Consider the following 14,265-nt stretch of genomic DNA (forward strand, 5'->3'; position numbering starts at 1 on the left):
CCGACATTGCGCACCCGGCCGGCTGCCGGCATGGTCCGCATCCGGGGAGGTATCGCGCATGAAGATATGCGTCATGGGCGCCGGCGGGCTGGGCGGCTTCTTCGGGGGCTGGCTCGCCGCCGCCGGCGAGGAGGTCAGCTTCGTCGCCCGCGGCGACCATCTGCGCGCCATGCAGGCGAACGGCCTTACTGTGCGGAGCGCACTGGGCGACCGCGCTGTCAGTCCCGTCCGCGCCACCGACGATCCGGGCGTCATCGGACCGGTCGACGTGGTGCTGTTCTGCGTCAAGACCTACCATCTGGAAGAAGCCGCGCCGCGCTGCCGGCCCCTGCTCGGCCCGGAGACGGCCGTGATCTCCGTGCTCAACGGCGTCGAGGCGCCCGAACGGCTGGGCGCGATCCTCGGTCCCGCTCATGTGGTCCCCGGCCTCACCTACGTGCCCGCGGCCATCGCCGCGCCTGGCGTCATCGAGCACAAGGGCGACGCGGCGGGGCTGGTGTTCGGCGAAGCGGACGGCCGCGAGAACCCGCGCCTCCTCGCCTTCCGCGATGCCTGCCGCGGCGCCGGGATCGATGCCCGGATCGAGAAGGACATCATGGCGGCGCTCTGGACCAAGCTTGTGCTCTGGTGCGGCACCAGCGGCGTGACCAGCTTCGCCCGCTCCCCCTTCGGCGCCGTGCGTTCCTCGGCCGAAATGCGGGAAATGTACGCGGCCCTTGTCGCCGAGGCTGCCGCGGTGGCCCGGGCCCGCGGCATCGCCCTGCCCCGGTCGGTCGAGGCCGACCTGTTGGCGCGGCTCGACGCCATGCCCGCGGAAGCCACCTCCTCGACCCACCGCGACCTGGAGAACGGCCGCCCGCTGGAGCTCGACGCCGGGCTCGGCGCCATTGTCCGGCTCGGCAGGGAAGCAGGCGTCGCCACGCCGATGAGCGCCCGCGTGCTGGCCGCGCTCGTCCCCTTCGCCGCCGGGGACTCATCGCGGGCGTGATTTCTGCTACCATTGACCGGGGAGGATGACCGCCATGCTGACACCCGAAGAGAACGAGCTGCTGACCCGGACCGGACCCGGCACCCCAATGGGCGAGTTGTTCCGCCGCTTCTGGCAGCCCGTCGCCCTGGCCGAGGAAGTCGCGGCGCCGGACCAGCCGCCCAAGCGCATGAAGCTGATGGGCGAGGACCTGCTGCTGTTCCGCCAGAGCGACGGCCGCGTGGGACTGGTCGAACCGCGCTGCGCCCACCGCGGCGCCGACCTCTATTTCGGCCGCAACGAGGAATGCGGCCTTCGCTGCGTCTATCACGGCTGGAAGTTCGACGCCGACGGCCGCTGCGTCGATGTCCCCAACATGCAGCCGGGCCGCGCCCGCGACAACATCATGAAGACCGCCCGCATCCGGTCCTACCCGGTGCGCGAATGGGGCGGCCAGATCTGGGCCTGGTTCGGCCCGGAGGGCATGGAACCGGAACTGCCCATGGTCGAATGGGCGCTGGTGCCGCCCGAGAACCGCTATATCTCCAAGAAGCTGCAGGAGTGCAACTGGGCGCAATCGCTGGAAGGCGCGATCGACACCGCGCATTTCAGCTACGTCCACCGCGTCCTGTCGGAGGAAGGCACGGGCAAGCCGGTCTATCTCGACAAGCGCCAGCAGTGGATACACGAGGACGGCGCCCCAACCTTCGAGGTGATCGGCCATGACGGCGGCCTGGTCATGGGCGGCGCCCGCCGCGCCGATCCGGGCGAGCTCTACTGGCGGATCAGCCAGTACCTGGTCCCCAACCATTCGCTGGCCCCGGGCACCTTCCCCGGCGAGCCCTACGCGGCGCAGAGCTGGATGCCGGTCGATGACGAGAACTGCTGGATCTTCACCGTCACCTGGTGCCCGGACCGCCCGATCAGCGACGAGGAGCTGGAACGCTACGACAGCGGGCGCAGCGTCCATGCCATGGTCGACGAAAACTACGTGCCTCACCGCAACCGCGCCAACGAGTACATGCTCGACCGAGAACTGCAGCGAACCAGGCTGTTCATGGGCATCACGGGCCTGTCGGAGCAGGACGCGGCGATCCAGGATAGCCAGGGCCGCATCGCCGACCGCGCGCGGGAGACCCTGACGCCGTCGGACGCCGGTATCGTGCAGTTCCGAAAGCTGGTGCTGGGCCTCGCCCGGGATCTGCAGCAGGGCATTGAGCCGCCCCAGGCGCAAAGGCCCGAGGTCTATGCCTGCCATTCCGGCGGCGCGGTCGAGCCAGAGGATGTGTCCTTCGGGGAGGTGCTGGAGCGGCGTTTCGGCCATCCGACCGCCCATGCCACGGACCTGCTGCCCGGGCGCCAGGCGGCGGAGTAGCGGCCGCGCTTGACCCCCGCCCCGCCCTGTAGGAGACAGCGGGATACGGTTCGACACGGGGAGCGGAGCGCCTTGACCAATCATCTCTACGATCATCTGCTGGGCGTCCGCGCCGGGGAGGCCAGGACCTTCATCGACGTACCCGGGGCCGGGTCCATCGGGTTCGACGGCCTGCATCGGCTCGCCGGCCAGGTGGCCGGTGCGCTGGTCGGTATGGGCGTCCAGCCCGGCGACCGGGTGGCGTTGCAGGCGGAGAAGTCGCCGCAGGCGGTCGCGCTCTATCTCGGCGCCGTCCGCGCCGGCGCGATCTTCCTGCCGCTGAACACCGGCTACACCCCCTCCGAGATCGACTATTTCATCGGCAATGCGGAGCCGAAAGTCTTCGTCTGCGATCCGGCGAAGCGCGATGCGCTGGCGGTATCCGCCGCCGCGCACGGCGCACGGCTGGAAACGCTTGGCGCGGATGGCCGGGGCAGCCTGTGGGAGACGGTGGAAGCCTCGGCGCCGGACTTCGCGACCGTCGAACGGGGCGCCGACGATCTGGCGGCGATCCTCTATACCTCCGGCACCACCGGGCGCTCCAAGGGCGCGATGCTGAGCCACGGGAACCTGCTGTCGAACGCGCAGGTGCTGAAGGACTACTGGCGATTCACGGACGCCGACGTGCTGCTCCACGCCCTGCCCATCTACCACTCCCACGGCCTGTTCGTGGCCATCAACACCTGCCTGCTGGCCGGCGCGACGATGATCTTCTTCCCGAAGTTCGACGCCGAGACGGTGCTGCGCGAGATGCCCCGCGCGACGGCCATGATGGGCGTGCCGACCTTCTACACCCGCCTGCTCGCCGCCGAAGCCTTCACGAAGGATCTCGCCGGCCACATGCGGCTGTTCATCTCCGGCTCCGCCCCGCTGCTGGCCGAAACCCATGACCGCTTCCGCGAGCGCACCGGCCACGCCATCCTGGAACGCTACGGCATGACCGAAACCAACATGAACACCTCCAACCCCTATGACGGCGAGCGGCGCGCCGGCACTGTGGGCTTTCCCCTGCCGGGCGTGGAGCTGCGCGTCGCCGACCCGGAGAGCGGCAGGATCCTGGGCGCCGGCGAGATCGGCGTCATCGAGGTGAAGGGTCCCAACGTCTTCTCCGGCTACTGGCGCATGCCCGAGAAGACCGCTGAGGAATTCCGCGAGGACGGCTTCTTCATCACCGGCGACCTGGGCAAGGTGGACGCCGACGGCTATGTCACCATCGTCGGGCGCGGCAAGGATCTGGTGATCTCCGGCGGCTTCAACGTCTATCCGAAGGAAATCGAGGAGAAGATCGACGATCTGGAGGGCGTGGCGGAATCGGCCGTGATCGGCGTGCCCCATCCCGATTTCGGCGAGGGCGTCACCGCGGTGGTCGTGAAGGATGGTTCGAAGGATATCTCGGAGGACGATATCGCCGCAGCGATCCGCGAGGACCTCGCCGCCTTCAAACAGCCGAAGCGCATCTTCTTCGTCGACGAACTGCCCCGCAACACCATGGGCAAGGCGCAGAAGAACGTCCTGCGGGACCGCTACAAGGACATTTACGAAAAGCAGTAGGAAGCCAGGGCGTCCGGCCCCCACGGACCGGTCCTGGGCCCTTGGGTCAAGCCCAAGGGCGCCAATCATGGGACCACAAAGCTGGCGATGTACCGGAAGGCTCCGCAAGCGCCGCAAACACCGTGGCGTCCTGGGGCTCGACCCCAGGACCCAGATCAATCGCGGTCAGGCCGGAGACGCAATCCCGGGGATACAGCTCCTACTCCGCTGCCGCGGGCCGGCGCGCCTTGGCGATCATCTCGAGAATCTCGGCCGCGGCAGCCGGGATGTGCGTCCCGGGACCGTAGATGCCGGCGACGCCTTCCTTGCGCAGCATCTCGTAGTCGCCCGAAGGGATGACGCCGCCGCAGATCACCAGGATGTCTTCGGCGTCCTGATCCTTCAGCGCCTGCATCAGGGCCGGCACCAGCGCCTTGTGCCCGGCCGCCAGCGAGGAGACGCCGATCACGTGGACGTCGTTCTCCACGGCGTCGCGGGCGACCTCCTCGGGCGTCTGGAACAGCGGCCCCACGTCGACATCGAAGCCGATATCGGCAAAGGCTGTGGCGATGACCTTGGCGCCGCGGTCGTGGCCGTCCTGGCCCATCTTGACCACCAGCATGCGCGGACGGCGCCCTTCCGCCTCGGCGAAGGCCTCGATGTCCTTGCCGATTTTCGCAAAGCCCTCGTCGCCCTCGTAGGCCGCGGCGTAGACGCCGGAGACGGAGCGGATCTGGGCGCGGTGACGACCGAAGACCTCTTCCATGGCGTCGGACATCTCGCCGACGGTGGCGCGGGCGCGGGCCGCGTCGACGCAGAGCGCCAGCAGGTTGCCGTCGCCCCTCGCGCCCTCCGTCAGCGCCGCCAGCGCCTTGCGGCAGGCCGCCTCGTCGCGGCTCTCGCGGATCCGCTTCAGCCCGGCGATCTGTGACTCGCGCACCTTCGTGGTGTCGATGTCGAGCACGTCCGGCGAGTTGTCCTGCGTCGGCTTGTACTTGTTGACGCCGACAATGACCTCCTCGCCGCGGTCGATCCGCGCCTGGCGGCGGGTCGCCGATTCCTCGATGCGCAGCTTGGGCATGCCCTCCTCGACGGCCTTGGTCATGCCGCCCAGTTCCTCGACCTCCTGGATCAACGCCCAGGCGTCCTCGGCCAGCTTCGCCGTCAGCGCCTCGACGTAATAGGAGCCGCCCAGCGGGTCGACGACCTGCGGAATGCCTGTCTCCTCCTGCAGGATCAGCTGGGTATTGCGCGCGATGCGGGCCGAGAAGTCCGTCGGCAGGGCGATGGCCTCGTCCAGGGCGTTGGTATGCAGGCTCTGCGTACCGCCGAGTACCGCCGCCATGGCCTCGATCGTGGTGCGCATGACGTTGTTGTAGGGATCCTGCTCGGTCAGGCTGACGCCCGACGTCTGGCAATGGGTCCGCAGCATGGTCGAGCGCGGATCCTTGGGATCGAACTGGCTGACGATGCGGTGCCAGAGCAGGCGCGCGGCGCGCAGCTTGGCCACTTCCATGAAGAAGTTCATGCCGATGCAGAAGAAGAAGCTCAGCCGCGGCGCGAAGCGGTCGATGTCCAGGCCGCGGTTGACCGCGGTGCGGACATATTCCAGGCCGTCGGCCAGGGTGAAGGCCAGCTCCTGCACCTGCGTCGCGCCCGCTTCCTGCATGTGGTAGCCGGAGATCGAGATCGAGTTGAACCGCGGCATGTGGTTCGCGGTGTAGTCGATGATGTCGGCAACGATCCGCATCGAGGGTTCGGGCGGATAGATATAGGTGTTGCGGACCATGAACTCCTTCAGGATGTCGTTCTGGATGGTCCCGGAGAGCTTGTCGGGCGTGACGCCCTGCTCTTCCGCCGCCACGATGTAGCCGGCCATGGTCGGCAGCACGGCGCCGTTCATGGTCATCGACACCGACACCTGATCCAGCGGGATCTGGTCGAAGAGAACCTTCATGTCCTCGACGGAATCGATGGCAACGCCCGCCTTGCCGACGTCCCCCATCACCCGCGGATGGTCGCTGTCATAGCCGCGGTGGGTGGCGAGGTCGAAGGCGACGGAAAGGCCCTGCTGCCCGCCGGCCAGGTTGCGGCGGTAGAAGGCGTTGGATTCCTCGGCGGTGGAATAGCCGGCGTACTGGCGGATGGTCCAGGGGCGGTTGGCGTACATGGTCGCGCGGACGCCGCGGACATAGGGCGCGAAGCCGGGCAGGCTGCCGAGATGCTCCAGACCGTCGACATCCTCCTCCGTATAGAGCGGCTTGACGTCGATGCCCTCGGGCGTGCGCCAGACCAGATCGTCCAGCGTCTTGCCCTTCAGCTCCTTTTCGGCCGCTGCCTTCCAGTCCTCGACCGTCCGCTTCTTCGAACCGCTCACGACTTCCATCCCCAAACAGAATTGACGTGCGCCGTGTATAACGCCGCGCGCGGCGCGACGCAAAGCGATGGGCGCATGTCGGCCCGGGATGGCCGGCAAATACTGCCACGTCCGGCGTGGGCCCTGCGGCCCGGTTCACGATTTCGAACCCGATTTATTCGGCCTTTTCGCAGAATGAGTCGGGATTCCAGCCAGATAGCGTGGCGGTCGTCACAATCCGGCATCCGGCAAACTGGCACGGCCATTGCTTTTTTCCTCGTGAGACTGCGGTGGGCCGACCGGAAAGACGCGGCCTTCAAACAGAGGAGACCCGACCATGTACTATCTGCTGATTGCCGCTGCGATGGGTGTGGGCGTTCCGGCCGAGGAATCCGCGCTGATCCAGGTGACCGAGATCGTCGTGCCCAACGAGGCGCTGACCGCCTACGACCAGCAGCGCATCAACTACAATGTCCGCAACTGGGAAGCCGAGCTGGGTGGCCAGGCCATTGTGCACTTCGGCACCTATGACGACCTCGAGGCCTGCAAGGCCGCCCGTGCCGAAATCCGGCTGGCGCTGCGCGACGCCGACAAGGCCGACGCGATCCGCTCCAACTGCTTCGAGAGCCGTGAGCAGGTCGCGAGCAACTGACCCCATTCAAGGCCCGGCGAAGAAGGGGGCTGCGCCCGAAGGCGCGGCCCCTTTTGCTTTTCCGCAGGAAGCCTAGTTGATGGCGCTGAGCGGCGTGTCCCGCAGCTTCTCGCGGTAGGCGGTCATGAACTGCTCGAAGCGGCCGACCTGGGCGATCTCGGCGGCGAGATTGCGGAATTCGGCAGTCTCGCGCTGATCCACCGAGGTCACCACTTGGAAGGCCGGCCATTCCGGCTTGTCCTGCATGCGGATGGTGAAGTCGTCCCTGATCCGCTCCAGCGCCGGACGGTCGCCGGCCAGCGAGCTGGCGATGGCGAAACGCAGGATGTCCTGACGCGCTTCGGTGTCCAGTTCCTTGTTGGTGGTGCGCAGCTCCACCAAACGGGTGCTGAGCGAGACTGCCGCGCGTTGCCATTTCCGGGCGCGCCACAGTATCTCGGTCCGGACGTCGTTGACGTCCTCGCCTTCCAGGCCGTTGAGCAGCGCGAGGGCGCGCTCGTAGTGGCCGAGATCGGTCAGGCCACGGGCTTCCAGCATGCGGCGCTCCTTCACCTGATCGTCGGTCAGCGAGAGGTTGCGCGAAGCGCGCAGTGCGGAGATCGCCTCGTTCGGCTTCCGGTCCAGCAGATAGAGAACCGCCAGGCGCGTGGCGACCCGGGATTTCTCGACCCCGGTCAAACGGTGGCGTACCTGGTGCTCCAGCAGCTTTGCGGCTTCGTCCAGCAGTTCCACCGCGGCCAGCCGGTCGGCCAGACGGCGGATCATCCGGTCGCCCCGGTCGCCCTCGGGGGTCAGCTCGCGGAAATCGTAATAGAGTCCCATGGCTGTCACCGGGGACATGGATTCGGCGTGCACACCCTCGAACAGGCTGGCGAAGACCTCGTTCATGCCGCCGGCCAGTTTCTGCGCCTCGGGCAGGTCCGGGAACTGCTCCACCGTCCGGCGCATGGTGACCATGCCCAGGCGGTAGTCGCCCACGTCGATGTAGAGCTCACCCAGACGCCGCATCAGATCGAATTCGAAGACGTCGCCGCGCCAGGCGAAGCGGAGCCGCTCCAGCCGCTCGATGGCGTCTTTCCTGGTGATCCGCTCGTCGTCCAGCAGCAGGTCGGTCTCGGCGAAGCGCGCCCGCGCACGGACGGAGCGCTGCACGCTCTCCGAAAGTTCCGCGAACAGATCGGCGGCATCCTCGGTCTCGCCGGTCAGCGCCTTGATGCGCGCCGCCAGCAGGCGCGCCTCCTCGCGGCGCGCCTCCGTGCCGGCCTGCTTCAGCAGCTTGGCGACCTGTTCCTCGGCCAGCGCCGGATCATGCAGGTGCAGCGCCGTTTCGGCCAGGGCGATGCGGAACATCGGCTGCATGTCGGCCGGAAGTTCGTCCAGCGCCGTCAGACCGTAGCGGAACTCGCGCCGCGCCTCCTGGAATTCCCGGCGCTTGGCGGCAAGCAGCCCGCGGAACAGGGCCACGTCGCCAGCGTCCTTGAGCTGCGGATGACGCAGGTCCGCCGCCGCCTCCGCATACTGCCCGGCCAGCAGGCGCGCAACGCCACGCAGCGCCCGGTAGCCGGGATCGATGTCGGCGCGCTTGTCGTCGTCCTCGATACGGGCCATCACGCCCAGCGCCTCGCTGGCCAGACCGTTGGCGACCATGAAGCGGGCGAGAATGCGCCGTTCGCCATTGCGGGCCAGCGGCTGGGCGACCGAGATGCGCTGCAGCAGGTCCTGGCGGATGGCCACGGGGTCTTCCTCGCCCTTCCACGTCGTCAGGTCGAGCACGCGCCGAGAGGGCGTCGGCGCACCGTCACCATTGAGCTTCGGCGGTCCTTCCGTCAGATGCGCGGCGGTCGTTGCCTCAGCGGCCAGATGCAGCGTCCGGGGTCCCGCGATCGAAAGGCCGGACTCGTCCACGGCCACGTCGAGGTCCAGTGACTTGAAGCGCACGGCGACGCCCTGCGGCGTCTCCGGCAGGTCGAACTTGACCAGCCGCCGCTCCGGCCTGACGCCAAGCGCCGCTTCCCGGAGCGGAATCAGGGCGATGCGGTCGCCGACCAGCGGGTCGTCGACGATCACCGGCCTGGCCGCGTCGGCCACGGCGGCGAACATCCTGGGACCGCGGGCGCTCTCGGCCTGGGCGTCGAAGATGACGGCGCTCTCCGCCCGTCCGCGGCCGCCGCCGATGTCCACCACCCAGTCGTTGCCATCGACCGTGATGTCCAGTGGCGAACCCGCCGCCACGTCGATGCGGAACAGGGTGCCGTCGCTGGAATGTTCGGGCTCGATGCGGTCGACCGGCCCCAGACCCGTGGTGGGCTGACCGCCGAAATCGGGCGTCATGTCGTCCCCGAACACCAGCCAGACATGCTCACCCCTGTGCAGGGCCGCAGCGCTGGTCCGGACCGGCCAGCGGAAACGGAAGATCGTGCGGCCGGGACGCAACTCGTGCTCGACCCGGACGGTCTGCGACGGGTCGGAGACGGGCCGGGGCGCCGGCTCGGCGGCGGCCTTCGCAGGTGCCGGCGCCTCGGCGCGGGCGGCCGGTTTCTTCGGTTCGGGCGCCGAAGCGGGTGCGGGCTTCGGTGATGGCGTGCGCATTTCCGCGGCCTCGCGGGCGCGGCCGAGTGCGTCGGCCAGCGGCTGCGTGGCATAGTCGGTCTTGCGCGCGGGTCGTGCGGGCCTGGCTGTCGCTGCGCCCAGGGCCACGTCGACAACGACCTTGGGACCGATCCGGAATGCCTTGAGGATGTCGCCCGACGGCGCCTCGAACCGCACGGTCCGGCCGTCGGCCGAGACCTTCACCGCACCGATCGCACGCGGCGCCCGGGCGCGGAACTGCGAGATGTCGAAGTCCGCCGCCCGCTCGAAGCGGACGCTGACCTCGCCCTGCGCCTCGCTGACCGTGTACTCCACGGGGGAGGTCCAGTCGAAGACCGCGCGGCTGTAGCCCGCATGGTCGCCAAAGCGGATGTTGACGCTCTCGCGCGCCGCAGCCGGGCCGGCGGCCAGCACCACGAGAACCGAGATCGACAGCAGCAGATGTTTCATCCGCGATTCTCCGAAGCGACATCGAGAATGATCTGCAGCGCTGCCGGAGTCTCGCCGGGGCTGAAGCGGGTCTCGACGGGAATGGCGGTGTCGACGCCGCCGCGTTGGAGCAGCGCCGCCAGACTGCCGGCCTGTCTGAGGCCGTCATCGAAAACGCCGAGAACGCCGGCGCGGCGGCCCTGTGAAGCTGGAAGAATTACCGCCACGCGAAGGGGATATCCGGCAGATCTGAGATACTGGATCATGTCGGCGGGCGCCGCGGGCGCGACGCCGCCGATCGGCTGCTGCAGGGCCACGCCCGAGGCCAGCCGCACGACCGTCCAGGGCCAGCCGGCGCGCGCCAGACGCTCCGCCAGTACAGTCGCCAGGTAATCGCTTTCGGCGTCGGCCACCACCGGGGCGCGGCGCATGGCCAGCGCCGCCGGCCCCGGATCCGGCGCCACGGTCTGCCACTGGCCGTCATTGCTGCCGAGTACCAGCGCCAGGCGGTCAAGCTTCGGCGCGTCGTACTCCGAAATCGCCAGCAGCATGACGAAGAAGGCGCCCAGCACCGCGGCGAGGTCGGAGAATGCGATCAGCCAGGAGGTTCTGGGCATGCCTGTCACGCCTCCGGCGCCGGCTGCAGCAGGAACTCGATCGAGGCGGACGGATCGCGTTGGACGCGCAAGGCGAAACGTGCGGGATCGACGCCGTTGCGGATCAGATCGCCGCCCAGCGCCGCCGCTCGGCGGCGGGCCAGCGACGTGTCGCCCGCGTCGCCCATCACCAGGACGAGATCCAACCTTTCATTCGCGCCAGTTTCACCCAGCAGCGCGGCGAGCCGGTTCACCATGGCGATCCGGGTCGGCCTGAGTATGCTGCTGTCCGCGCCGAAGGCCTTGCGCTGCGGCATGCTGACGGCGATGAGACCCTCGGATGCCTGCAACCGCCATTCACCGCGATCCATGTGCCCGTCGAACAGTTCCACCAGCTGCGCCTCCAACGCGTCGGCCACCAGCGTCAGCGGCCCATCGGGCCGGGGCGCCAGCTCGACCGGCGCGATGGTGATGCCGGCAAGCACGGCACGGGCGCGGGCCTCGGAAATCTCGGCGTTCGAGTTCAACATGATGAAGAAGGCCAGAAGGATCAGGTAAAGCGCCAGGAACAGCACCACATTGGCCTGGTCCGGTCCCGCCGGCGCATCGGCCTCGGGCGTCGTCGGCTCTGTTTCGGTGGTGCTGGTGTACATGCCGCAAGCCTAGCGCCGCCATGGTTAAGGCCGCGTAAAGCGAAGACCGCCTCAGCGCTTGAGGCGCTCTTCCAGATCCTCGCGTGTCGCCAGCTCGATCGTCAGCTCCTGCGCCCGTTCGGGGGTCATCTCGGCCATGATGCCGGCGATGCTGGTTTCCTTCATGCGGGCGCTGACCTCGATCAGCACGTCCATCTCGATCTGCTCGAAGATGCGGGCCGCGTCCTTGGCCTTCATCTTCTCGTAGACCTTGACCAGCCGCGCGAAGCGATACTCCTCGGCCTCGTCGTGCTTCTTCACCAGACCCTGGATGCGCTTCTCGAGCTGCTGCAGGGTGGCGATCTTCTCGTCGATGCGCTGTTCCGTGGCCGCCAGCAGGTTTTCGCGGACGTCCAGATCGGCCGCGCGCCCCTCGATCTGGTCGCGGCGGCGGGCGAGGTTTTCCAGCAGCGCGATCTCGGAGGGCGAGAACGTGGTCGGATCCCTTTCCGCCAGGCTGCCGGACAGCGCCGTGGCGGGTTCGGCCTCCGCTGTCTTCTCGGCGGCTTCGGGGTCGACCGGCTCCTTGGCGGCAGCGGTCTCGTCCTCGGCGGCAGTTTCGTTTCCGGCGTCGGCCTGGGCCTGAGCCTGGGCGAGAGTGACAAGGGCGCCCTCGCCTTCCTGGAAGATGTCGGTAATGCGGACGCCGAGCACCATGGTGGCGGCGATGACGGTAACGGGCAGCAGCCTGATGCGGAGTGCTTTCACGTCAGCGGACCTTTCTCAGTGCCTGCAGCAGATCGTGCTCGGCAGGGCTGCGCTCCTGGCGCTGCGTCTCGGCGGGTGCGGCGGCCTTGCTCCGGTCGACGCCCTGTTCGATGCGCTCGGCCACCTTGCCGCCGCTGTGGACCACGACTTCCAGCTCGTCGAGCATGCTGCGCCCAGCATCGATCCGCTTCTGCAGATCGGCGCCGACCGCATTGGCCGCGACCTTGAGTTCGCCGACGCTGGCGCGGGCATTCTCGGTCGCCTGGTGGAAGGAGCGGACCAGCTCCGCCATTTCCCCCTGAGCGTTGCGCAGACGCGACAGACGCCGGTTCAGGACGAAGCAGTAGATGACCGTTGCCGCCAGCAGCACCGCCAGCAGCCCGTCAAGGATCACGTCGACGCCAAGGTCCATCAGTTCCCCCGGAACTTGCGGTGGCTGCGGTCGATCTTGACCGCGATGTTCTGGCCGCGCCGGCCCATGCGGCCCACGCCCATGGGAATGCCGCCGCAATGGAGCTGGATCGCGCTTTCCGGCGAAGCGTTGAGCAGCAGGGTGTCCCCCTTCCGCATCGCCATGAACTTGCTCAGCGGCATCGTCTGTTCGTCCAGCACGGCGACGAGGTCGACGTCGGTCTGCCAGAGCTCGGTCGCCAGATGGTTCTCCCAGATACTGTCACGGCCGAACTTCTCGCCCATGAACATCTGAAGCAGCAGTTCGCGGATCGGCTCCAGCGTGGCGTAGGGCAGCAGCACGTCCAGCCGGCCGCCACGGTCTTCCATGTCGATGCGCAGCTTGATGACGATGGCCGCGTTGGCGGGCCGGGCGATGGTCGCGAAGCGCGGATTGGTCTCGACGCGGTCGAAGTTGAAGGAAACCGGTGACAGCGGCTCGAAAGCGGCGGCCATGTCGGCCAGGACCACGGCGACCATGCGCTCGACCAGATTGCGCTCGATGGTGGTGTAGGGCCGGCCCTCGATGCGCATCGCCGCGGTGCCGCGGCGCCCGCCCAGCAACACGTCGACGATCGAGTAGATCAGCGAGGAATCGACGGTGATCAGACCGTAGTTGTCCCACTCGACGGCGCGGAAGACGGAGAGGATCGCCGGCAGTGGAATGGAGTTCAGATAGTCGCCGAAGCGGATCGAGGTGATGTTGTCCAGCGTCACCTCGACATTGTCCGAGGTGAAATTGCGCAGGCTCGTCGTCATCATCCGGACCAGCCGGTCGAAGACGACCTCCAGCATCGGCAGCCGCTCGTAGTTGACCAGCGCCGAGTTGATGATCGCCTTGATACCGGACTTGTCTGTGTCGTCCTCGTCGCCCGCGTCGAAGCCGAGCAGGCTGTCGATCTCGTCCTGGTTCAGGATGCGGTTGGTGGCGCCGCCGCTCTCGCCGTCGCCGGTAAGCTTGTCCCAGGCGGCGGCCATATCATCTTCGTTGTCCTTGGCCGCGGCTTCCGCCGCATTGGCCTCGGACCACTGTTCAGCCAGCTTGTCCTGGTCGACGGTGTCACTCATTCGACGCAACTCCCGATGACGGTGGAACGCATTACTGAACCAGCATTTCCTTGAACAGTACGTCGCGGATACGGGCCGGACGTACGGACTGGTTCACGCGGATCATCAGCTCCTCCTTCAGCCGGTACATGCCGGCGGAGCCTCTGAGATCCTCGCGGCGCAGCTCTCTCAGATAGACCTGAAAATGATCGACGATCCGCGGCATGACGCGGTCGATCCGCTTGACGATGCTGCCGTCGCCGAACTCCAGCGCGACCTTGATCTTCAGATAGCGGGGCTGGCTGCCCGAGGTGTTGAGGTTCACCAGCATGTCCGGCAGTTCATAGAAGATCAGATCGGAACCGGCGTAGGTCACGCGGCCGCCGCTGGGCACGCCGCCGCCATGGCCGTCGGCCCCGCCATGGCCATCGCTCTCGCCGCCGCCGTGATCGGACCCGCTCTCTTCCTTGCCATGCCCGTCTTCGACTGGCGCGTGGGATTCCGCGGCCGCCTCGGCAGGACTGTCGCCGCCCGAGAGCATCATGAAGGCCGCGCTGCCGCCGACAAGCAGCAGGACCGGCAGCGCGATGAAGAGCACCAGCACCTTGCCGCTGAGCTTCCTCTTGCGCGGCGCGTCACCGTCTTCCGGGACCTCGCCTTCCTCGTCCGCCATGTTCACCGTTTCCCTGAATGGGTAATGCCTTGATGTCGTGAAGCGGAGCATCGGCGTTTTCGGTTAACAAAGCGTTGGAACCGGGGCAGCGGACGGGCAAAAAATGCCGCCCCGCGGCAAGCCCTGACCGGCAATCCCCCACCAGCCAAATTGAAAATCACT

At 67.8% G+C, this 14,265-nt stretch carries 12 protein-coding genes; 4 read left to right on the forward strand and 8 right to left on the reverse strand.

The window, feature by feature from the left end:
* The first annotated feature begins 58 nt into the window (after positions 1 to 58).
* The 3 genes from CWC60_RS14665 to CWC60_RS14675 all read left to right on the forward strand — a co-directional run bounded on the left by CWC60_RS14665 (position 59) and on the right by CWC60_RS14675 (position 3,932).
* Complete coding sequence (locus CWC60_RS14665) at positions 59 to 988, forward strand: 2-dehydropantoate 2-reductase (protein WP_109794688.1); 930 nt, start codon at positions 59 to 61, stop codon at positions 986 to 988.
* 34 nt (positions 989 to 1,022) lie between these two features.
* Complete coding sequence (locus tag CWC60_RS14670) at positions 1,023 to 2,342, forward strand: Rieske 2Fe-2S domain-containing protein (RefSeq protein ID WP_109794799.1); 1,320 nt, start codon at positions 1,023 to 1,025, stop codon at positions 2,340 to 2,342.
* Positions 2,343 to 2,414: 72 nt separating this feature from the next.
* On the forward strand, positions 2,415 to 3,932 hold the full coding sequence (locus CWC60_RS14675) for a malonate--CoA ligase (RefSeq protein ID WP_109794689.1): 1,518 nt from the start codon (positions 2,415 to 2,417) through the stop codon (positions 3,930 to 3,932).
* A 199-nt stretch (positions 3,933 to 4,131) separates the two neighbouring features.
* Here the strand turns inward: CWC60_RS14675 and scpA are convergent, their stop codons facing one another.
* Complete coding sequence (gene scpA, locus CWC60_RS14680; RefSeq protein ID WP_241147936.1) at positions 4,132 to 6,288, reverse strand: methylmalonyl-CoA mutase; 2,157 nt, start codon at positions 6,286 to 6,288, stop codon at positions 4,132 to 4,134.
* Between the two features lie 316 nt (positions 6,289 to 6,604).
* Between scpA and CWC60_RS14685 the strand changes: the two genes are divergently transcribed.
* Positions 6,605 to 6,919: a hypothetical protein gene (locus CWC60_RS14685; RefSeq protein WP_109794691.1), complete on the forward strand. Its 315-nt coding sequence runs from the start codon at positions 6,605 to 6,607 to the stop codon at positions 6,917 to 6,919.
* 72 nt (positions 6,920 to 6,991) lie between these two features.
* Here CWC60_RS14685 and CWC60_RS14690 read toward each other — a convergent pair whose 3' ends face one another.
* The 7 genes from CWC60_RS14690 to CWC60_RS14720 are packed head-to-tail and all read right to left on the reverse strand — an operon-like array spanning position 6,992 to position 14,103.
* Complete coding sequence (locus CWC60_RS14690; protein ID WP_109794692.1) at positions 6,992 to 9,958, reverse strand: tetratricopeptide repeat protein; 2,967 nt, start codon at positions 9,956 to 9,958, stop codon at positions 6,992 to 6,994.
* On the reverse strand, positions 9,955 to 10,554 hold the full coding sequence (locus tag CWC60_RS14695; protein ID WP_109794693.1) for a flagellar motor protein MotB: 600 nt from the start codon (positions 10,552 to 10,554) through the stop codon (positions 9,955 to 9,957). The genes CWC60_RS14690 and CWC60_RS14695 overlap by 4 nt, the downstream gene beginning before the upstream one ends.
* A 5-nt stretch (positions 10,555 to 10,559) precedes the next feature.
* Positions 10,560 to 11,186, reverse strand: a complete 627-nt coding sequence (locus CWC60_RS14700; protein WP_109794694.1) for a hypothetical protein — start codon at positions 11,184 to 11,186, stop codon at positions 10,560 to 10,562.
* A gap of 51 nt (positions 11,187 to 11,237) precedes the next feature.
* Complete coding sequence (locus CWC60_RS14705) at positions 11,238 to 11,933, reverse strand: MotE family protein (protein WP_109794695.1); 696 nt, start codon at positions 11,931 to 11,933, stop codon at positions 11,238 to 11,240.
* Position 11,934: 1 nt separating this feature from the next.
* Positions 11,935 to 12,345 carry a DUF6468 domain-containing protein gene (locus CWC60_RS14710; protein ID WP_109794696.1) on the reverse strand — a complete coding sequence of 137 codons (411 nt, stop codon included), beginning with the start codon at positions 12,343 to 12,345 and terminating at the stop codon, positions 11,935 to 11,937.
* The gene (gene fliM / locus CWC60_RS14715) at positions 12,345 to 13,451 is read right to left on the reverse strand and encodes a flagellar motor switch protein FliM (protein ID WP_109794697.1); all 1,107 of its coding nucleotides are present in this window, start codon (positions 13,449 to 13,451) and stop codon (positions 12,345 to 12,347) included. The genes CWC60_RS14710 and fliM overlap by 1 nt, the downstream gene beginning before the upstream one ends.
* A gap of 31 nt (positions 13,452 to 13,482) precedes the next feature.
* Positions 13,483 to 14,103, reverse strand: coding sequence for a flagellar basal body-associated FliL family protein (locus CWC60_RS14720; RefSeq protein ID WP_109794698.1), 621 nt, complete (start codon positions 14,101 to 14,103; stop codon positions 13,483 to 13,485).
* Positions 14,104 to 14,265: the final 162 nt, after the last annotated feature.

The sequence above is a fragment of the Minwuia thermotolerans genome (genome assembly GCF_002924445.1).
GTDB classification, from domain to species: Bacteria; Pseudomonadota; Alphaproteobacteria; order Minwuiales; family Minwuiaceae; genus Minwuia; species Minwuia thermotolerans.

Bases quoted from the DNA above. Each gene is read 5' to 3' on its own strand.
- CWC60_RS14665 (WP_109794688.1), top strand. From the start codon at position 59: ATGAAGATATGCGTCATGGGCGCCGGCGGGCTGGGCGGCTTCTTCGGG.
- CWC60_RS14670 (WP_109794799.1), top strand. From the start codon at position 1,023: ATGCTGACACCCGAAGAGAACGAGCTGCTGACCCGGACCGGACCCGGC.
- CWC60_RS14685 (WP_109794691.1), top strand. From the start codon at position 6,605: ATGTACTATCTGCTGATTGCCGCTGCGATGGGTGTGGGCGTTCCGGCC.
- CWC60_RS14690 (WP_109794692.1), bottom strand. From the start codon at position 9,958: ATGAAACATCTGCTGCTGTCGATCTCGGTTCTCGTGGTGCTGGCCGCC.
- CWC60_RS14695 (WP_109794693.1), bottom strand. From the start codon at position 10,554: ATGCCCAGAACCTCCTGGCTGATCGCATTCTCCGACCTCGCCGCGGTG.
- CWC60_RS14700 (WP_109794694.1), bottom strand. From the start codon at position 11,186: ATGTACACCAGCACCACCGAAACAGAGCCGACGACGCCCGAGGCCGAT.
- CWC60_RS14710 (WP_109794696.1), bottom strand. From the start codon at position 12,345: ATGGACCTTGGCGTCGACGTGATCCTTGACGGGCTGCTGGCGGTGCTG.
- fliM (WP_109794697.1), bottom strand. From the start codon at position 13,451: ATGAGTGACACCGTCGACCAGGACAAGCTGGCTGAACAGTGGTCCGAG.
- CWC60_RS14720 (WP_109794698.1), bottom strand. From the start codon at position 14,103: ATGGCGGACGAGGAAGGCGAGGTCCCGGAAGACGGTGACGCGCCGCGC.